The organism is Microbacterium sp. SORGH_AS_0969 (assembly GCF_030818255.1).
Lineage (GTDB): Bacteria > Actinomycetota > Actinomycetes > Actinomycetales > Microbacteriaceae > Microbacterium.
The window spans coordinates 2,692,996-2,712,098 of record NZ_JAUTAG010000001.1; the positions used below are offsets into that span (position 1 = coordinate 2,692,996).

Annotated in this window: 20 protein-coding genes and 1 tRNA gene; 12 read left to right on the top strand and 9 right to left on the bottom strand. The window is 69.3% G+C overall.

The window, feature by feature from the left end; translation table 11 throughout:
• The first annotated feature begins 4 nt into the window (after positions 1–4).
• Positions 5–739, top strand: a complete 735-nt coding sequence (locus QE388_RS12610; protein WP_307385657.1) for a hypothetical protein — start codon at positions 5–7, stop codon at positions 737–739.
• A 57-nt stretch (positions 740–796) separates the two neighbouring features.
• Here QE388_RS12610 and QE388_RS12615 read toward each other — a convergent pair whose 3' ends face one another.
• Positions 797–1,081, bottom strand: coding sequence for a Fe-S cluster assembly protein HesB (locus tag QE388_RS12615; RefSeq protein ID WP_307385658.1), 285 nt, complete (start codon positions 1,079–1,081; stop codon positions 797–799).
• Between the two features lie 136 nt (positions 1,082–1,217).
• Complete coding sequence (locus QE388_RS12620; protein ID WP_307385659.1) at positions 1,218–2,069, bottom strand: helix-turn-helix transcriptional regulator; 852 nt, start codon at positions 2,067–2,069, stop codon at positions 1,218–1,220.
• Between the two features lie 144 nt (positions 2,070–2,213).
• Here QE388_RS12620 and QE388_RS12625 point away from each other — a divergent pair, with 144 nt between their 5' ends.
• Positions 2,214–2,567 carry a DUF485 domain-containing protein gene (locus tag QE388_RS12625; protein ID WP_275797705.1) on the top strand — a complete coding sequence of 118 codons (354 nt, stop codon included), beginning with the start codon at positions 2,214–2,216 and terminating at the stop codon, positions 2,565–2,567.
• Positions 2,564–4,180 carry a cation acetate symporter gene (locus QE388_RS12630; RefSeq protein WP_275797707.1) on the top strand — a complete coding sequence of 539 codons (1,617 nt, stop codon included), beginning with the start codon at positions 2,564–2,566 and terminating at the stop codon, positions 4,178–4,180. The genes QE388_RS12625 and QE388_RS12630 overlap by 4 nt, the downstream gene beginning before the upstream one ends.
• A gap of 144 nt (positions 4,181–4,324) precedes the next feature.
• On the opposite strand, the gene QE388_RS12635 is transcribed toward QE388_RS12630, so the two are convergent.
• The gene (locus QE388_RS12635) at positions 4,325–4,858 is read right to left on the bottom strand and encodes a methylated-DNA--[protein]-cysteine S-methyltransferase (RefSeq protein WP_307385660.1); all 534 of its coding nucleotides are present in this window, start codon (positions 4,856–4,858) and stop codon (positions 4,325–4,327) included.
• A 199-nt stretch (positions 4,859–5,057) separates the two neighbouring features.
• Here QE388_RS12635 and QE388_RS12640 point away from each other — a divergent pair, with 199 nt between their 5' ends.
• Complete coding sequence (locus QE388_RS12640; RefSeq protein WP_307385661.1) at positions 5,058–8,756, top strand: AAA family ATPase; 3,699 nt, start codon at positions 5,058–5,060, stop codon at positions 8,754–8,756.
• Between the two features lie 5 nt (positions 8,757–8,761).
• Entirely contained in the window at positions 8,762–9,019 is a 258-nt protein-coding gene (locus QE388_RS12645) for a hypothetical protein (RefSeq protein WP_307385662.1), read from the top strand.
• A 47-nt stretch (positions 9,020–9,066) separates the two neighbouring features.
• Here QE388_RS12645 and mscL read toward each other — a convergent pair whose 3' ends face one another.
• From mscL to QE388_RS12660, 3 genes are read right to left on the bottom strand one after another with little or no spacing between them, the layout of a single operon-like run.
• Complete coding sequence (gene mscL / locus QE388_RS12650; RefSeq protein WP_058595036.1) at positions 9,067–9,486, bottom strand: large conductance mechanosensitive channel protein MscL; 420 nt, start codon at positions 9,484–9,486, stop codon at positions 9,067–9,069.
• A 46-nt stretch (positions 9,487–9,532) separates the two neighbouring features.
• Entirely contained in the window at positions 9,533–9,832 is a 300-nt protein-coding gene (locus tag QE388_RS12655) for an FmdB family zinc ribbon protein (RefSeq protein ID WP_275801032.1), read from the bottom strand.
• Between the two features lie 17 nt (positions 9,833–9,849).
• Positions 9,850–10,446 (bottom strand): 5-formyltetrahydrofolate cyclo-ligase, encoded by a 597-nt coding sequence (locus tag QE388_RS12660; protein ID WP_275801033.1) that lies wholly within the window; start codon positions 10,444–10,446, stop codon positions 9,850–9,852.
• Between the two features lie 62 nt (positions 10,447–10,508).
• On the opposite strand from QE388_RS12660, the gene galU reads away from it, so the two are divergent.
• The 4 genes from galU (at position 10,509) to QE388_RS12680 (ending at position 13,437) form a co-directional block, all read left to right on the top strand.
• Positions 10,509–11,399: a UTP--glucose-1-phosphate uridylyltransferase GalU gene (gene galU / locus QE388_RS12665; protein ID WP_307385663.1), complete on the top strand. Its 891-nt coding sequence runs from the start codon at positions 10,509–10,511 to the stop codon at positions 11,397–11,399.
• 4 nt (positions 11,400–11,403) lie between these two features.
• Positions 11,404–12,027 (top strand): GNAT family N-acetyltransferase, encoded by a 624-nt coding sequence (locus QE388_RS12670; protein ID WP_307385664.1) that lies wholly within the window; start codon positions 11,404–11,406, stop codon positions 12,025–12,027.
• Between the two features lie 192 nt (positions 12,028–12,219).
• A complete protein-coding gene (locus QE388_RS12675) occupies positions 12,220–13,269 on the top strand; it encodes a large exoprotein (protein ID WP_307385665.1) in 1,050 nt (349 codons plus the stop codon).
• Between the two features lie 92 nt (positions 13,270–13,361).
• Positions 13,362–13,437, top strand: a tRNA-Ala gene (locus QE388_RS12680).
• A gap of 73 nt (positions 13,438–13,510) precedes the next feature.
• Here the strand turns inward: QE388_RS12680 and QE388_RS12685 are convergent.
• The gene (locus QE388_RS12685; RefSeq protein WP_307385666.1) at positions 13,511–13,945 is read right to left on the bottom strand and encodes a VOC family protein; all 435 of its coding nucleotides are present in this window, start codon (positions 13,943–13,945) and stop codon (positions 13,511–13,513) included.
• A gap of 111 nt (positions 13,946–14,056) precedes the next feature.
• Between QE388_RS12685 and QE388_RS12690 the strand changes: the two genes are divergently transcribed.
• On the top strand, positions 14,057–14,812 hold the full coding sequence (locus QE388_RS12690; protein ID WP_307385667.1) for an alpha/beta fold hydrolase: 756 nt from the start codon (positions 14,057–14,059) through the stop codon (positions 14,810–14,812).
• A gap of 66 nt (positions 14,813–14,878) precedes the next feature.
• Here the strand turns inward: QE388_RS12690 and QE388_RS12695 are convergent, their stop codons facing one another.
• On the bottom strand, positions 14,879–16,381 hold the full coding sequence (locus QE388_RS12695) for an MFS transporter (protein ID WP_307385668.1): 1,503 nt from the start codon (positions 16,379–16,381) through the stop codon (positions 14,879–14,881).
• A 122-nt stretch (positions 16,382–16,503) separates the two neighbouring features.
• On the opposite strand from QE388_RS12695, the gene QE388_RS12700 reads away from it, so the two are divergent.
• Complete coding sequence (locus QE388_RS12700; RefSeq protein ID WP_307385669.1) at positions 16,504–17,151, top strand: TetR/AcrR family transcriptional regulator; 648 nt, start codon at positions 16,504–16,506, stop codon at positions 17,149–17,151.
• Between the two features lie 91 nt (positions 17,152–17,242).
• Here QE388_RS12700 and QE388_RS12705 read toward each other — a convergent pair whose 3' ends face one another.
• Complete coding sequence (locus QE388_RS12705) at positions 17,243–18,337, bottom strand: oxygenase MpaB family protein (RefSeq protein WP_307385670.1); 1,095 nt, start codon at positions 18,335–18,337, stop codon at positions 17,243–17,245.
• Positions 18,338–18,453: 116 nt separating this feature from the next.
• Between QE388_RS12705 and QE388_RS12710 the strand changes: the two genes are divergently transcribed.
• On the top strand, positions 18,454–19,065 hold the full coding sequence (locus QE388_RS12710; protein ID WP_307385671.1) for a TetR/AcrR family transcriptional regulator: 612 nt from the start codon (positions 18,454–18,456) through the stop codon (positions 19,063–19,065).
• Positions 19,066–19,103 lie beyond the last annotated feature (38 nt).

Below are 19,103 nucleotides of genomic sequence, written 5' to 3' on the forward strand. Positions count from 1 at the left end.
GCTCATGTCCACCGACGAAGAAGCCGAACTCGCGCAGCTGCGTCACCGGGCGTACTCGCCCTCCGCCGACATCGCGTCGGATCCCGACGCCGTGCGTCGCCTGGTCGAGCTCGAGGCCCGGGCGGCCGCGGACGAGCGGGTGCCCGAGCCGGCCCCGGCGGCGCCAGACGAGCCCGTCGGCGCTCCCGAGGACGAGATTCCGGATGCCATCCCCGAGCTGTCGCGGTTCACGCTGCCGCGTCTGCGTCGGTCGACGGTGATCATGCTGGGTGCGGCTGCGCTCGTGGTGGCGACGCTCGCGACCCTGCTCGTCGTCGTGCAGCGTGTGCAGACCGATCCCCTCCAGGCCGGAGCGACGCAGATCGCGCGTCTGGCTCCGGACCCCACCTTCGAGGTGCCGAGCTCGCTCACGACGGGGATCACGGGCAACGTCACGGCCTTCGAGGAGTTCGAGGGTTTCCGCGTGATCTCACAGCCGTCGTACTTCGACGCGGAGGGCGCGGCGCGCTGCATGACGGTGTGGCAGCCGGAACTGCTCGACAGGGCGGGCGGTGGCGGGTTCTCGTACGACGGTGAGTTCTTCCTGACCACGTGCGGGGCCGGTTCCTTCCCGGCGAACATGACGATGCTGCTCCGAGAAGAAACCCCCGAGCGCGCGCAGACCGACTTCCCCGCGGGGACCGCCCTGCAGTTCGTCTACGACGCGACGAACAACGAGATCGTCGTCTTCCGCGGCTGATCCGAGAAACGACGATGCCCCGGCACGCGGCCGGGGCATCGTCGAGCGGGGCGGTCGTCAGGCCGCGGTGGTCACCGCGAACTGCACCGAGCCCTGGGGGTCGATCTTCGCGTCGAGGACGCGGTCATCGAGCACGGCGGCGGCATCGGTGTCGAGGAAGACCCGCGCACCGGCGTTCTCGACGACGGCGTCCTGGGGCTCCGGGCCGTCGACGACCGACAGCGTGAACTGCGACTCGGGCGAACCCGCGCCCTCGATGCGCACCCCGCCCTGAGCGGCGTCGGGGTACTGCGCGGTGATGGTCTTGACGGCGGTCGTGGCCTCTTCGGTGAGCGTCAGCATTCGTGGCTCTCCTTCTTTGTCGACGACAGGAGCCAGCCACGATGCCGAGAATCCGCGCGGCTCTCAACCCCCGGCATCCATTTCCAGGGGATTCCCACGGAGCGTCCAGAGAGCGCTCACGGCACATCCGCCGGGGTCAGGGCAGCAGACCCGCGCGCCTCGCCCGTGCGACGGCGGCGTGCCGCGTCGAGGCGTCGAGCTTGGCCATCGCCGACGCGAGATACGACTTCACGGTGGTCTCGCGGAGGTGGAGGGATGCCGCGATCTCGCCGTTCGTCGAACCGACGGCCGCGCACGCCAAGACATCGATCTCGCGGCGCGACAGGTGGATGTCGGCGTCCTCGACGGAGCGGGGAGCGTCGCCGGTGAGCGCGGCCAACCGTGCCTCGAGCTCCTCGAGCCGCCGGCGCACGTCGTCGTCACCGACCGTCGCGGCGATGCTGCGCAACTGCGCATAGCTCTCGCGGATCTCCTCACGCACGCCGACGCTCAGCCCGGTGTCGCCCACCGGCATGCCCGAGAGGCGCCGATCCACTTCTTCGCGGACGCGCAGTTCGGTGCCGAGCTCACCGGCGACGTCGAAAGCGGGTCGCGCCTCGAGCTCGCCGACCGGGGCCTGTGCCCACGACCCGCAGTACAGCACGCCTCGCGCATGACCGCGGACGAGGACGGGCACGGCGAACAGCGTCGCGATTCCCTCGCCCAGGATGGCCCGGTCGTAATCGTGGGTGATGGACCGCGCCGTGCGGTAGTCGAGTGTCATGCGCGGTCGTCGTTCGACGAGGGCCCGTCCGCCGAGGCCGCGCTCGGCGCGGACGACCAGGCCCTCGATGCTGCGCGTGCGCGCACCGACGATCGTCGACACGTGGACGGCTCCGTCGTGCTCCAGACCGCCGAACGCGAGGGGGAAATGGGTGCGGCGCGCGAGTTCGGTGACAGCGTGCGACACCAGCGTCGCGTCGTCGCGAAGAAGAGTCGGTGCTCCCACGAGAACTACCTACTTCCGGGGGTGACGGCTGCGTCGCCGCCTTTCGTAGCGTCGACCCTACCACCGGGAGCGCTACCACGATCCCGGGTCACCATCCCCCCATCGGTGCGAGGTTGCACCGGTCCCATGAGGCAAGGAGGCCACATGACGGACAGAAGGATCGACCCCGCTCGCGGGGGCGGCGTCGACTACATCACGGTTGAGGAATCGCCCCGCTTCCGCGAGTTGAAGAAGCGTCAACGCAGCTTCATCTTCCCGCTCGCCGTCGCGTTCCTCGTCTGGTACTTCGTCTACGTGCTGCTGTCGTCGTTCGCTCCGGCGTTCATGGCGCAGCCCGTATTCGGTGCGGTGACGGTCGGACTGCTGTTCGGCCTCGGGCAGTTCGTCACGACCTTCGCGATCACGATGGGATACGTCGCCTACGCGAACCGGCGGCTCGACCCCATCGCCGAAGAACTGCGTGACGAGCTCGAGCGCACGGAGCGGGGGTCGAAGTGAACGAGGTCTTCGGCACCGTCCACGCCGCCGTTCAGACGGTCGAGAACAACCCGGTTCTGAACATCTCGATCTTCGGAGCCTTCGTCGCGGTGACGCTGTTCATCGTCATCCGTGCCAGCCGCAACAGCAAGACGGCGGCGGACTACTACGCCGCCGGGCGTTCCTTCACGGGGCCGCAGAACGGCTTCGCCATCGCGGGCGACTACCTGTCGGCGGCCTCCTTCCTGGGAATCGTCGGCGCGATCGCGATCAACGGGTACGACGGATTCCTCTACTCGATCGGCTTCCTCGTCGCGTGGCTGGTGGCACTGCTGCTGGTCGCGGAACTCATGCGCAACACCGGCAAGTTCACGATGGCCGACGTGCTCTCCTTCCGGCTGCGGGAGCGCCCGGTGCGGATGGCCGCGGCCATCACGACCCTCGCGGTGTGTTTCTTCTACCTGCTGGCGCAGATGGCGGGCGCCGGCGGACTCGTCTCGCTGCTCCTCGGCATCACCGAGCGTCTCGGGCAGTCCATCGTCGTCGCGGTCGTGGGCCTGCTCATGATCGTCTACGTGCTCATCGGCGGGATGAAGGGGACCACGTGGGTGCAGATCGTCAAGGCGTTCCTGCTGATCGGCGGCGCCGTCGTCATGACGATCTGGGTGCTCGCGATCAACGGGTTCAACCTCAACACGCTCCTCGAGGCCGCCGTCGCCGCATCGCCGAAGGGTGAGGCGGTGCTCGCTCCCGGTCTGCAGTACGGCAAGAACCCGTGGGACTTCATCTCCCTCGCGCTGGCGCTCGTGCTCGGCACTGCGGGTCTGCCGCACGTCCTGATGCGCTTCTACACGGTGCCCACGGCCAAAGAGGCACGCCGCTCGGTGGTCTGGGCCATCTGGCTCATCGGGCTGTTCTACATCCTCACCCTCGTGCTCGGTTACGGTGCGGGTGCCCTCGTCGGACCGGATGCCATCCTCGCGGCGCCGGGAGGCGTCAACGCGGCTGCTCCGCTGCTCGCCCTCGCCCTCGGCGGACCGATCCTGCTCGGATTCATCTCGGCCGTGGCTTTCGCGACGATCCTCGCGGTGGTCGCCGGTCTGACCATCACCGCGGCTGCCTCCTTCGCTCACGACATCTACGCGAGCGTCGTGAAGAAGGGGGACGTTCCGCCCGACGGAGAGGTGAAGGTCGCGCGGCGCACCGTCATCGTCATCGGCGTCCTCGCGATTGTCGGAGGCATCGGGGTGCAGGGGCAGAACGTCGCCTTCCTGGTCGCCCTGGCCTTCGCCGTCGCGGCGTCCGCGAACCTCCCGACCATCCTCTACTCGCTCTTCTGGCGCCGTTTCACCACGCGCGGCGCAGTGTGGAGCATGTACGGCGGTCTCGGCTCGGCTCTCGTGCTGATCGTCCTGTCTCCGGTGTTCTGGGGCACGCCCACCAGCGTGTTCGTCAACACCGGCGTGGCGGTCTGGCCGCTGAACAACCCGGGCATCGTGTCGATCCCGCTGGGGTTCCTCCTCGGATGGCTCGGGTCGATCACCTCGCGTCGCGCCGAGGACGCGCGCAAGGCGGCCGAGATGGACGTCCGCTCGCTCACCGGCTTCGGCGCCGAGAAGGCGTCCAGCCACTGACGATCCCGTTCGGATCGGGAGCACCCGGTCTCGTCGGCACCAGCCGTCGGGCCGGGCGCTTCCCGTTTCGGCGGCAGCGCCCGGGTCCGTCGTGCGTGGCCTCCCTCGTCGCCGCGCCGGTGCACCGGGCCGCACGAGAGGACGTCACCCACCCCCGCGCAGTCCCTCACGGAGTACGACGTCATTCTCCAGCGACAGCAGGTACTCCTTGACCTCGGGGTGTCCGCCGTACTCGCCGATCGATCCGTCGGCGCGCACCACGCGGTGAACGGGGACGACGATCGAGAAGGGGCTCTTCGCGCACGCCGTCCCTACGGCCCGCGCTGCTCCGGGCGCACCCGCCAGGATCGCGACCTCGCCGTACGACGCCATCTCGCCGTAGGGGATCTCGACGGTGGCCTGGAGCGCAGTGCGCGTGAATCCCTGCACCAGCCTCCAGTCGAGCGCGACGTCGAAGTGTCGGCGTTCGCCCTCGAAGTACTCGTCGAGCTGCGTCCGCAGGTCGACAGCGCCCTCGGGTTCGGGTTCGGGGAGAACCCCGAGCCGCTGCGCGATCTCCGCCCGAGCGAGGTCCATCCCGTCGTGCGCGACGTCGAGCCGCACCAGGGCCTCGTCGACGAAAGTGAGCAGGATCGGGCCGACGGGGCTGTCGTATTCCGTGCTGGTGACTGTGTTCATGTGCTCATCCTCGTGACGGGGCGGACCGTCCGTCGGGGCGGCATCGCGAAAGGGGGACAGCCCGGCGATTCGGCATCCTGGGGAGGAAGAGCCGATCCGACGGCGTTTCGCGGATTCCCGCAAAACCCGCCCCGGCTACGCCCCATCCGGGAATGCCCGGCTTAGTCTGGCAGGTGTGTGGCGAGCTGAGGAGGACACCGTGAGCGGTGCCGACGGAGACGTTCCCTCGTCGACCGTCGATCCGGGCGAGCTGCGACTGTCGGAGCCCGGCATCGTGGTCCGCCACGTCGCCGACCCCGAGCGCGATCGCATCCGCGCCGAGGCGGCCGCCCTGGGTGGCCGATCCACGCTGCTGCGGTTCGACGACGCGCTCGACGCCGGCATCGATATCACGAAGGCTCACCCCGGGTCGCTGCCCCAGTTCATCACCGGTCGGGCGACGCTGCTCTCCAACCTCTTCCGCGACGAGGTGGCACTGCGCACCGCGCGACTGGCGGCCGAGCGCATCACGGCGAAGAACGTCGAGCTGCGCACCGCGCGCGGCCTCGAGCCCGTCCATCTCGCCGTGGGTCTCGCCGCGTGGAAGATCGGGGGAGTGGAGTGGTCCTCGCCCGTTCTGCTCCGGCCCCTCGCGATCCGTCGCCACAACGGCGATTTCGAGCTGAAGCTGCACGGTGCTTTCGTGATGAACCCCGAGCTGGCCCGCGCATTCCGCAGCCACCTCGGTATCCACATCGACAGTGCCGCTCTCGCCGGCCTCGCCTACGACCAGGGCGTGTTCAAGCCGCAGCCGGTGATCGATCACATCCGTCGCCTGACCACGCACGTCCCGACGTTCGTGGTGCACCCGCGCTTGGTCATCTCGTCGTTCGCCGACGTGGGCTCGGGCATGGCCCGCGACACGCAGCATCTCGACGACACGCTCCTGAACGCCCTCGCCGGGCACCCGGACGACCGTGCGCGGATCACCGTGCGCCGCGAGGACCCCGTCATCGTCAGCCCCGACGAGCGCCCGCCGGCGTCCGACACCCTCCTGCTCGACGCGGACGCTGAGCAGGAACGCGTCCTCGCCCGAATCGCCGCAGGCCACTCGCTCGCCGTCCACACGCTCCCCGGCACCGGTGGTACCCAGACCGTGATCAACGCGGTGGGACAGCTGGTGCACGCCGGAAAGCGCGTCCTCGTCGTCAGCGCCCGCCGCTCCACGCTCGACGGCATCCGTCACCGCCTCGCCGGGGTCGGTCTCACGGGGCTCGCGGTCTCGCCGAACCACGTGCGCCGCGACCTGATCCGCGCGATCGGCCGCAACGAGAAGGCCGAACAGCCCAAGGTCGCCGAGATCGACGACGCGCTGCTCCGCCTGCGCACCGTCCTTCGCGACTACCGCTCGGCCGTGACGGAGCCGCACCTGGCGCTGGGGGTCTCGGCCCTCGACGTTCTGCGTGCGCTCACGGCTCTGGCATCCACCTCCCCGCCGCCGTCGACCGCCGCCCGCTTCGATCTGGCGACCATGGAACGACTCGCCGGGCGCCGCGATGCGGCCGCGCGGGCGCTGGCGATGGCCGCGCGTCTGGGCGAGTTCCGTTTCGGACCCGACGACTCCCCGTGGTACGGCGTGAGCTTCACGCGCACGGAAGACGCGAGAGCGGCGCACGACCTCGCCGGCAAGCTCCACACGAACGACGTACCGCGCCTCCTCGAGCGCGGATACGAGCTCATCGCGCAGACGCGCATGCGTCCGTTCCAGACGGTGTCCGAGCTCGGCGCGTACCTGAAGCTCCTTCAGGGCATCCGCGAGTCGCTCGACCGCTTCAGCCCGAGCGTCTTCGAGCGCCCGCTCGGCGAACTCATCGACGCCCACTCACCGCGTCGCGACGCGTCGCCGATGAGCGGCCCGAACCGCCGTCGCCTCAAGCGCCTGTCGAAGGAGTACGTGCGCCCCGGCGTCCACGTCACCGACATGTACGAAGCGCTCGTGCGGATCCAGCAGCAACGCACCGAGTGGCAGCGCGTCGTCGAGGCCGGCGTCACGCCCGAAGTGCCCCTGGGCCTCGCTGATGTGCACGTCGCCTGGCAGCGCGTCGACGCCCTGCTCGGCGAACTCGATCAGATCCTCGGCCGTCAGGGGTCGGAGCGCCTCGCGACCCTGCCGGTGCACGAGCTCGTGCGCACGCTCGCGGGTCTCGCCGCCGAGTCGACGTTCTTCGACAATCTCGTCGAACGTGCGCAGCTGCGCTCCGAGCTCGCCCGCCTCGGGCTCGAGCCGCTGCTGGTCGAGCTGTCGGTCCGCCACGTTCCCGAAGAGCGCGTGGGCAACGAACTCGAGTTCGCGTGGTGGCAGTCGGCGCTGGAGCACCTCTTGCGCACCGACCGCGCGCTGCTCGGCGCGAACACCGCCGTGGTCGATCGTCTCGAGCGCGACTTCCGTCTCGTCGACGAGGCGCACGCTGCCGCCGCGGGTCCGCTGCTGGCTGCCGAGCTGGCGAAGCAGTGGCGCATCGGCATCGTCGATCACCCCGACGAGGCCGCGGCGCTCAAGCGTTCTCTGAAGGACGGGTTGCACACGGCGACCGAGATCTCGGATGCCGCGCCGACCCTGCTGCGTACCCTCGCTCCCGTGTGGCTCGCTTCGCCGTACGAGGTTCCGGACGTGCCGACCGACCTCGCCTTCGACGTCGTCATCATCGCGGACGCCGCGGCCCTGTGCCTCGCCGAGGCCGCCCCTGCTCTGCGCCGTGCCCGCCAGGTCGTGCTCTTCGGTGACCCGGTGGTGCAGAAGCCCACCCCCTTCCGCGTGAGCGCGTCGATCACGCCGGCGCCCGACGAGGCGGACGACGTGCCTTTCGACGAGGTCTCGGTCTTCGAGCGCATCGCCGAGCTCCTCCCCGTCGAGACGCTGACCCGCAGCTATCGCGCGGGCGGCGAAGATCTGGCGCAGCTCGTGAACGACGCGTTCTACGGCGGCGAGATCGTCTCCCTCCCGTGGGCCGGCTCCTACCTCGGACGCGGCAGCCTCAGCGTCGACTACGTCGAGAACGGCGTGGGAGCCCCTCACCCGGTGAGCGGCGCCGTCGAGAGTCCGGATGCCGAGGTCGCCCGCGTCGTCAGCATCGTCATCGAGCACGCGGTCAACCGCGCGTCCGAATCGCTCATGGTCGTCACCGCGAGCCGCACCCACGCGGAGCGCGTGCGCGCCTCCGTCGAGGCGGCGCTCGCGGGCCGTTCCGACGTCGCGGCCTTCGTGTCTCGGGATGCCGCCGAGCCCTTCGCCGTGCTCACTCTCGAGGAGTCCGTGGCCGAGAGCCGCGACCGCGTGGTGTTCTCGCTCGGTTTCGGTCTCACCCGCCACGGGCGTGTGCTGAGCGACTTCGGTGACCTGTCGACCCCCGACGGCGAACGCCTCTTGACGGTCGGCATGACCCGCGCGCGGCGCTCGATGGTCATCGTGTCGTCGATCCGCCCCTCGGCCTTCGACGACGGGCGCCTTGAGCACGGGGCCGCGACGCTCATGGGCATCCTCGGGTCGGTTGCGTCGCGCGGCCGCGAGAGCCGCCTCGAAGACCTCGCCGATCCGCTCACTCGCGCTTTGGCACGGGAGTTGCGCGCGCTCGGCGTCGAGGTCGACCTCGACTACCGGGGACTCCTCCCGCTCGTGGCCCGCCACGGAGGAAAGGCCGTCGTCGCCGAGAGCGACCCCGAGACCATCGGCGAGTCCCTGCGCGAGACGCTCCGGCTGCGTCCGCAGATCCTGCGTCGTCTCGGTTGGCACTACGTGCGCGTGCACGCGTTCGATCTGTACAGCGACCCCGCGGGAGTGGCATCCCGGATCGCCGAACTGCTCGGCGTCGCACCCGACGACCCCGGGACGACCACCGAGCCCCTCGACCTGCCTGGTTGAGCGCGATGAGCACGACCCCGGATGCCATGGGTACCGCGGGCGATCCGGACCCGGAGCTCCCGCGCGACGACGCTGCATCGCACGAGGAACGTCAGCCGGTGATCCGGATCCGCGGCGCGCGCCGTGCGCGGCTGCTGCCCGCGCCGGGCACGACGGCGGAACCCGCCCCCGCGGACGACCCGCACCGGGGTGGAGGGCCGGGGCCGGTGGCATCCGGTCCGAATGATGACCGCATGCTCCGCGACGTTCCCCCGCACTACTGACGAACGGGCCCGCGCTGACGCCAGCGCGAGCCCGTTCATCGAGGCGGTCAGGCCTTGTTCTGACGCTCCAGGAGGTCGCGGATCTGCACGAGGAGCTCCTGTTCGGTGGGAAGCTTGGGCTCTTCGGATGCCGCGTCGGTCACGCCGGCGCGGGCGGCGGCGCGCTCCTTCCAGCGGTTCATCGGGAAGACGAACACGAAGTACACGATCGCGGCGACCGCGAGGAAGTTGATGACGGCGACGAGGATCGACCCGAACTCGAATGTCGCGATGCCGCCGAAGATCGTCGGAACCGAGAGGTTGAGGTTCGTCAGATCACCGATCTGGAACACGAATCCGATGAGGGGATTGATGAAGCCCTGGACGATCGCGTTGACGATCGCCGTGAAGGCTGCACCGATGACGACGGCGACCGCGAGATCGATCACGTTGCCGCGGAGGATGAACTCTTTGAATCCCTTGATCACGTTGGTCTCCTGGGGGGTCGAGGGTCTGCTGGCGAGGGGCGACGCGTCAGGACGACGACGAAGCCGTCGAAGTCGATGATGACGACGTCGACGACGATCCGCCACCGCTTGCGCCGGCCGAGCTCGACGACCCGCTCGACGACCCGCTGCTGGACGAGCTGCTCGACGAGCTCCGGGAGTCGGTGCGGTAGAAGCCCGACCCGTTGAACGTCACGCCGATCGACCCGTACTGCTTGCGGAGGTCTCCGCCGCACTCGGGGCATTCGGTGAGGGCCGCGTCGGAGAACGACTGGACGGCGTCGAAACGGTGTCCGCACTGCTTGCAGGCATACGAGTAGGTGGGCATGGTGCTTCTTTCGGGTGTCAGGCGGGGGAGGCGGCGATGCGCACCGTGCGCGTCGGGGTCACGATGCCCGAGACGGGCTGGTCGTGCACGTCGCGCGGAACGTCGTCGACGAATTCGGAGTCGAAGATGACGGCGTAGACGGGAGGGCACTTCTCCATCGAGCCGAGGGTCTTGTCGAAGTAGCCGCGGCCCCAGCCGAGGCGCATCCCTCGCCGGTCGACCGCCGCCGCGGGGATGACGAGCAGATCGACGTCGTTCACGGCGATCGGTCCGAGCACGTCGCCGACGGGTTCGGGGAGGCCGAACAGTCCCTCGGCGATGTCGGCGTCGGGCGTGGCGACCGCCCAATCGAGCAGCCCGTCTTCGCGCGTGATCGGAAGAAGGACCCGGATGCCGCGCGCCACCGCACCGGCGACGAAGGCGTGCGTGCCGGGTTCGGTGGTCGTGGACAGAAAACACGAAATGCTGCGTGCGCCGAGCCTTTCGACCAGGGCGTCGAGCTGTTCTTTGACGCCGTCCTCGGCGATTTCGCGCGCGTGCGAAGAAATGATCTGGCGTCGTTCGCGAAGATCGGCGCGTAATGCGCGCTTGGCCTGCTCGATGCTGTCGGGCATGCAGTAAGTGTAAGTGCGCGTCCCGTCACGCCGCCGTCACAGGAGACCAGTAGGGTATGCCCATGCCTCATAAGCCCTTCAAGGCCGTCATTCCGGCCGCAGGACTCGGTACGCGCTTCCTCCCGGCCACCAAGGCCATGCCGAAGGAGATGTTGCCGGTCGTCGACAAGCCGGCCATTCAGTACGTCGTCGAAGAGGCCACCGGTGCCGGCATCGACGATGTCCTGATCATCATCGGCCGCAACAAGAACAACATCGCCAATCACTTCGACTCGATGCCCGAGCTCGAGGCGAAGCTCCGCGAAAAGGGCGACAGCGACAAGCTCGCCAAGGTCGAGCACTCCTCCGACCTCGCCGACGTGCACATGGTGCGCCAGGGCGAGCCCAAGGGCCTCGGTCACGCCGTTCTCCGCGCGCGCAGCCACGTCGGCGACCACCCCTTCGCGGTTCTCCTCGGCGACGACCTCATCGACGAGCGCGACCCGCTGCTCACGACGATGATGGAGCAGTACGACAAGCGCAACGCGACCGTCATCGCTCTGATGGAGGTCGACCCCGAGCACATCCACCTCTACGGCGTCGCCGCGGTCGAGCCCACCGAAGAGGACGGTGTGGTCAAGGTCACCCAGCTCGTCGAGAAGCCGAAGGCCGAGGACGCTCCCTCCAACCTGGCCATCATCGGCCGCTACGTGCTCGGACCCGACGTGTTCGGCATCCTGGAGCACACCGAACCCGGCAAGGGTGGCGAGATCCAGCTGACCGACGCGCTCGAAGAGCTCGCCAACGGCGGTGGCGACGGTGGGGGCGTGTACGGCGTGGTGTTCCGCGGCCGTCGCTACGACACCGGCGACCGCGTCGACTACATCAAGGCGATCGTCCAGCTCGCCGCGGACCGCGACGACCTGGGCCCGGCGCTGCGTCCGTGGTTCAAGGAGTTCGCGGCGGGTCTCTGACCCCATGGATCTCTCCGTCCCACGACGGCACGGCGAGGTGTCGATCCGTCTCATCCGCAACCGCGATGCGCGCGTCCTTCAGCAGCAGCTGATCGACAACCGCTCGTGGTTGCGGCCGTGGGAGGCCACGAGCCCCGATGGTCCGGTGTCGTTCGACATGCGCCTCGGAATCCGGCGTCTCCTGCAGCAGTACCGCGACGGCGTCGGCGTTCCCTTCGTCATGGAGTGGGACGACGAGGTCGCCGGTCAGCTGAACGTGTGGGGCGTCTCGCGGGGCTCGCTCGCCTCGGCGACCATCGGGTACTGGGTGGCCGAGGCCTATGCGGGGCGCAACATCACCACGATCAGCGTCGCGATGGCCACTGACATCTGCTTCACCTCGCTGAACCTGCACCGCGTCGAGATCTGCATCCGTCCCGAGAATCACGCGAGCTTGCGGGTCGTCGAGAAGCTCGGCTTCCGGTACGAGGGGCTGCGCCGTCGATACATCCACATCGACGGTGACTGGCGTGACCACTACGCCTTCGCTCTCGTGCGCGAGGAGGTCCCGCACGGCGTGCTCGACCGCTACGAGCGCGGCCAGGTGCCGCCGGACGCCGCTCGCGTCCCGCCCGCCGACCGGCTCTAGTCTTTCGGTCGCTCCCGACCACTCGCGCCCGCGCCCGCGTGGCGAGACTGCATCGCGCTGACATTCCCACTGCAGGCTGCAATGGAGATGTCAGCTGGATGCAGTCTGGGCTGGTCAGGGGAGATCGCGCGGTCAGCGACGACACGCGCGGGGATGCCGAGCTGTGACCGTCCCGTGACCTACCGTGTTCACATGGGTGGACAGGTTCTCGGTGGCGGGGTGATCGTCTTCGTCGCGGTCGCGCTGTGGCTCGTCTATCTTCTGCCGTCATGGCAGAGCCGACACCGGTTCACCTCGGCCGAGCGCAACGCCGTCCGCCTCAACCAGGCGCTCCGCGTACTCGCCGAGACGGCGGAGACGCCCCGTGAGGTCCACCTCGAGCTCACCGCGCGGACGGCGCACCAGCAGCAGAAGATCGCGCGTCAGGTGCAGGCCAAGAAGGCCGAGATCGAGCTCGCCGAGGCGAAGGCCCGACTCGAGGTCGCCCGCCTCGAGAACGCCCGCGACCGTGATCTCGTGAAAGAGCAGCGCGCTGCCGCCCTCGAACTCGCGCGGGCGGAACGCGCCGCCGCCGTGCACGTCGCTCGTGCCGAGCGCGCCGCGGCTCTCGAGAAGGCCCGTGCCGAACGCGAGGTGGCCATCGAGCGGGCCCGCGCCGAGCGCGCCGCGGCGGTTGCCCACCCCGAAGCGCGTCGTGCCAAGGCTCGTCGCCGCTTCCGTCTCGGCACCTCCGTCTTCGCGCTCGCGGGCGTGATCGCGGCCGTTGCCGGAACCGTGATGGCCGTCGCCGGTGGGGGACCTGTTCTCCTCATCGCGGGTTCGACCGGGGTCGTGGCATCCGTTCTCCTTCTCCGTCGTCTCGCGGTCGTGGCCTCTCGCGGCGTCGCTCGCCCGGCGGTCGTCGCCGAGGAGCGCGTGGCAGCGGTGGTGCAGGACTTCGCTCCGGCGGCTCCTGCTCCGCGTCAGACCTGGACGCCGCGCGAGCTCCCGCGGCCGCTCGTCGCCTCGGCCGGCTCGCGCGCTGCGGCTGTCGTCGACGAACAGCTCGCCCGCGAGGCCCTGCGTGCCGCCGCCCGCGAAGAGGCCGCCCGCGAGATCGCCGCTGCCCAGGCTCCGACCCCGATCGAGACCGCGCGTCCGGCGGCTGCTCCCTCGCCGTACGCGGCGATGGGATACGTCGACGACACCGAGATCGAGGACCACGTTCGCCGACTGCTCGAGCGTCGCGCGTCGGGTCAGTGACAGGCCGCATGCCGCCCTCGGCATGACGCGCCCGGGCGGTCGGCTCCGCGCGGGCGTCGGGCTCGCGGCGTGATAGTGTTGTGGAGTTGTCCGGGCCTGTGGCGCAGTTGGTAGCGCGCCTCGTTCGCATCGAGGAGGTCAGGGGTTCGAATCCCCTCAGGTCCACCAGATAGCCAAGAAGAACCCCGCTCCGGCGGGGGTCTTTCTCGTTGCGAGGAACGCGGCTGCCGGCCTTCGTGTCTCAGGCTCTGTTGCCTTCCGCCCACCCACCCGGCGCCGCGATGTTGAACATCCACGCCACGCCCCACGGGTCGATGATCTCGCCGTAGAGGTCGCCCCAGACCTGCTTCTCGAGCGGCTGGGTGACCTGGGCGCCGCGCTCGACGAAGCGGTCGTAAAAGCCCCGGACACGGTCCGTCTCGTCGCTCATGAAAGCGGCGTGCACGCGGCTCTTGCCCCATCCCTCGGCGGGTTCCTCGAAGCCGTCGGCGCCCATGATCGTGAAGCCGTCGGCCGAGAGCTCGGAGTGCATGACTCCGTCGGCCGGAGCGTCGGGGATGCCGAAGTCGGAGAACGTGTGAATCGACAGCTCGCCGCCAAACACCGACTGGTAGAAGGTCATCGCCTCGCGGGCGGCACCGGCGAACGAGACGTAGACAACGAGGGAGGTCGACATCGAGGCATCCTTCTCTCTGGGTATTTGCCCTCACGATAGACCGGCCACGTTCGCCGCGGGAAGACCCGGATATGCTCGGGAAAAGCCCGCTCACCCTCCGAGGGAGAAGCCATGATCCTCGCCCACGACGTGTCGGGTTCCGGCCCGCTGCTGGTCCTCCTGCACGGCATCACCGAGGATCGGCGCAGCTGGGATCCGGTCGATCTGACGCGGAGCTTCACGGTGGTCCGGGTCGACATGCGGGGGCACGGTGCGTCGGCGGCTGAGGAGCCGTACGACATCCCGACGCTCGCGGCCGACGTGCACGAGACGCTCGTGCAGCTCGCCGAGAGCGACGCCGTCCCCGCGGAGCCGCCGGTGGTCGTCGGGCACTCGATGGGGGGCATCGTGGCGACGGCCTACGGGGCGCTCTTCCCCGCCCGCGCGGTGGTCAACGTCGACCAGCCCCTGCAGCTCGCGGGGATGCAGGGGCAGGTGCAGCAGGCGGAGGGAATGCTGCGCGGCGCGGACTTCCCGCTGTTCATCCACGGGATGTTCGCGCAGATGGCGGGCGGCCTGGATGCCGATGAGATGGCGCGGGTCGATGGCATCCGGTCTCCGAAGCAGGACGTGGTTCTCGGGATGTGGCGGCCGCTGCTCGAAGACTCACCCGAGAAGCTTTCGGAACTCGTGAGCAGTCTGACCGCGATCCCCGCCGACGTTCGGTACCTCGTCATCACCGGGCTCGATGCGGGTCCCGAGTACGCGGCGTGGCTGCAGCAGGAGATCCCGCACACCGTGCACGAGGTATGGCAGCCGCCCACCCACTACCCGCACCTCGTGGACCCGCAGCGCTTCGTGGCACGGGTCGAAGAGTTCGTCAGCTGAGAGCGGCGGGCCCGCCCCCGAGAGGGTGCGGGCCCGCCGTGTGGGGCGTTGCGTGCCTGCGGGGAGTCAGTGCGCCACGACGGGCTCGGCGGCTCCATCGGTCGGGGTCGGGCGCTCCGCGAGCAACGCCGCCGTCTCTGAGCGGGTGCGGAACAGCAGTCCCGCCACGACGGCGCCGACGGCGAAGATCCCTGTGGCCCACCAGTACACGGTGGAGTAACTGGCCACCGCCGCACTTGCGATGACCTCGGGCGAGGCAGGTGCGTGGGCGGCGATGTAGTCGGTCGCGGCGGCGGCGGCGATCGTGTTCAACATCGCCGTGCCCATCGAGCCGCCGACCTGCTGGCTCGTGTTCACGAGTGCCGACGCGACGCCCGCGAAGTGCCGGTCGACCCCGAGCGTGGCGGTCTGCATGGAACCGGGCATGATCGTGCCCATCGCGGTCCCCATGACGACGAGCGCCGGTAGCACGTTCGCGACATACGAGCTGTCCAGGTCGAGCCGCGTGAGGAGGAGCATGCCGAGCACCCCGAGCGTCATCCCGATCGTCACCATGATCTTCGGCCCGAAGCGGGGCAGGAAGATGTTGGTCGACAGCTGGGCGGCGAGAACGAGCATCATGATCATGGGCAGGAACGCGAGACCGGTCTGGATCGGGCTGAACGCGAGCGACACCTGCAGGAAGTAGGTGACGAAGAGAAAGATGCCGAACATCCCCGCACCGGCCACCAGGATCGAGATGTAGGCCGCCGCCCGGTTGCGATCGCGCAGCACCTGCAGCGGCAGGAGGGGATGAGCGGCCCGGCTCTGCCACGCGACGAATCCTCCCAGCAGGACGGCGGCGGCGATCAGAGTGCCCCAGGCCAGGGGAGACTCCCACCCGTCGGTCTCGGCGTTCGCGAAGCCGAACACGACCCCGAACAGGCAGGCCGAGACGAGCAGCGTGCCGGGCACGTCGAGCCGCGGTCGCGGCCCGTGACGCTCGATGCGCGGGACGAAGACCAGCACGCCGATCACCGCCACGGCGGCGATGACGACGTTGATGTAGAGGTTCCAGCGCCAGTCGAGCTTCTCGGTCAGCACGCCGCCGAGCAGGAGACCGACGGCACCGCCGGCGCCGGCGATCGCCCCGAACACGCCGAACGCGCGGGCGCGCTCCTTCGGCACGGTGAATGTCGTCGTGAGGACAGCCAGCGCGGTCGGGGCCAGCAGTGCCCCGAAGGCCCCTTGAAGAGCCCGGGCGGCGACCAGCGTGGCGAAGTCGGGTGCCGCTCCGGCCCACGCCGACGCCACCGCGAAACCGATGAGGCCGACGACGAAGGTGAGCTTGCGCCCGATCAGGTCGGAGAGCCGGCCACCGAGCAGCAGCAGGCTGCCGAAGGCGAGCGAGTAGGCCGTTATGACCCACTGCCGATCGCCGTTCGAGAATTCGAGATCGGCTTGGGCGGCGGGCAGCGCGATGTTCACGATGGTCGCGTCGAGGACGACCATGAGCTGGGCGAGGCCGACGATGACGAGCGTCAGCCAACGGCGGCGCGAGGGCGGCACCGAGGTCGAGGAGGAGGTCATGGGCGACACCATATACGGAACTGAGCAGTTCCGGAAACAGCCAGTTCCGAAATTCATCCGGTCCGCTTAGACTGAGGGCTCGGCGGGATCGCCGGAAGAGACGAAGAAGGGGGTCGGCTGCGATGACGCCGCTGGATCTCATCGACGCAGAAGCCGTCGACACTGCCGACGAGCAGTCCGGACCGGGGCGCAAGCGCGATCGATCACGGGATGCCGAGATCCTCGACGCCGCGCTCGACGTCCTCGCCGAGGCGGGGTACGACGGAATGACCATCGACATGGTCGCCGCCCGCGCGCGAGCGGGGAAGGCCACCGTCTATCGTCGCTGGGCGTCCAAGGAGGAGCTCGTCCTCGACGCCGTGGCGTGCATGAAGCGCGATGATCTCCGTGCGCGCGACGTGCCCGACACGGGAACGCTCCGCGGAGATCTCGTCGCGATGGTCAAGCCGCTCTCGATCGAGGAGGGGGAGAAGAAGCTCCAGGTCATGGCGGGCATCGTGTCGATGCTCTCGCGCTCGCCCGAGCTCGCCGATGCGGCGCAGACGGCGCTCGTCGCGCCTCGTCTGGAGCTCAACAAGATGCTCATCCGTCGCGCGATCGAGCGCGGCGAGGTCCCGGCCGACCGGGACGTCGACATGATCGCCTCCGTCGGCTCGGCGATGATCTGCTATCGCACTCTCATGCAACGCACGCCGATCACCCCGGAGTACGTGATCTCGGTCATCGACGACGTCATCCTGCCCGCTCTGGGCGTGACTCGCGCGACCTGAGCAGGCGTCGGGGCGACGGCCGTCGTGTCGTGACGTCCGCCGCCCCCGTCCGGTCAGCTGGCGCAGCCGCGGATGCCGGTGCGCACGATGGTCACGCCTTCGCGCGGAACTCCTCTTCCAGGCGACGCGCGCTGGTGATCAGATCCACACCGTCCGGGCCCCAGAGCAGCTTCATGATGCGGGCCTCGCTGTCCGGGCTCTGGATGGCGCGGATGTCGCCTTCACGCGCGCGGATCGCGTCGCCGGAGGCGTCGACCTGCTCGCGCGTCCGGCCGGCCGCCAGCTGCAGTTTCTCGGGGAGGATGGCCGGCATGACGTCGTGCCAGTCGTTGTAGGTCTCGGCGAGGACGTCCGTGGCGAGTGCGTGGCTCGGATGCCAGTTCGTTTCCGCCACCTGACGGTACTGCAGCATCATGTCGACGCCCGTTTCGAGATCACGGAAAACGCTCTCGCGGTGGCCGAAGTAGGGCGAGTACTTCTCGTAGAGCGCGTCGAGGTCGGCCATGCTGTGCGGGATCTCCGACTCCTCGGCGCCCACGAGCCGGAGGTACGGCGCCATCTCGGCGACGTACTGGTCACGCTCTTCCGGTGAGAGCGGGCGCGGCGGTTCGTCTCCGTGCCAGGCGAGACTTTCGTACGCGAGGAGCATCGCGTGCATCTCCGTGATCGCGGCCCACATGGCGTCGCGGGGTTCGGCTGCGGCATACCCGCCGAGCGACGCGTCGTCGGGATCGATCACCGGACCCTGCACGTGGCCGTGGATACGGTGCAGGTGGGTCGCCATCCGCGTCGCGGTCTCGGTGTCGCCCAGCCACATCGGTGCGTGCATCCCCGAATTGCGCTGGAACCGCTCGAAGAAGTCGAACCAGGTGAACTTGCCGGAGCGCGCGCGCCGGGAGATGGGGTCCGCGTCTCGGATCCCCGCGGTGATGGGCTTGTAGAGGAACTGCAGGACGGCTTGGGCGGGACTCTCGAACACGATGATCGCGGGATGCAGAACCACCTTCCACGTGACCGACCCCGGGCCGAACAGCCCATAGTCCACGGATCCGTCGAGCGCGAGAGAGTGGGCCGCCGGCACGACGTCGCCGAACCGTCGCCATCTCGCGATGTCGCCCCACAGAAGCTCCTCGGTGAGGACGAACGGTGCGTTCGCTGAGCCTGCCGGCGGGAGGGTGGTGGTCATCTGGGACTCCTTCGTCACTTACGTACGGATATCGTACGTAAGTGACGTTAGACCCATCCCCTCGTCCATGCAACGGTCGGCCCGTCCCCGGGATCGCCGTCGGTATCGTGGACCGCGTGGCGGAGACTCGACAGCGAACCGGCCGCCCTCGTGACCCCGAGATCAACGCGAGGGTGTTGATGGCGGCGCAGCGCGTCTATGCCGCATCGGGTCGAGCGGGTCTCACGTTCGACGCCGTCGCCCGCGAGTCAGGCGTCGGTAAACCCGCGATCTACCGCCGATGGTCCTCGGCGGACGAGCTGCTGGACGAAGCTCTGCGTTCGCACGTGCTCGAGCCCGCCCAGACGGACGGGACGGACATCCGCGGTCACCTTCGCGAGATCGCTCTCTCGGTGCTGCGACTCATGTTTTCCGACCAGGGCAGTTTCGTCCTGCGCGTGAGCGCTGAACGCGCCTCGCAGCCCGCCGTCTTCGACCAGTACTTCGAACGACTGCGTACGGTCATCCACGTCGGCAATCGCGGCCTGGTGCAGGCGGCCATTGAGCGAGGCGAACTGTCGGATCGATGCGACGCCGACGTGCTGCTGCAGGCGATCACGGGTTCGGCGCTGGTGGGAACCCTGATGGGCTTCGCGCCGTCTCCGTTCGACGACCCGCTCGCCGCCGAGAGCTACTGCGAGCGCGTCGTCGATCAGGCCCTTCGCGGAGCCGGCCCCTCGTCGGCCTGACGTCGGCACTGAGATCGCCCGGCCCCGACCCGGCGCCG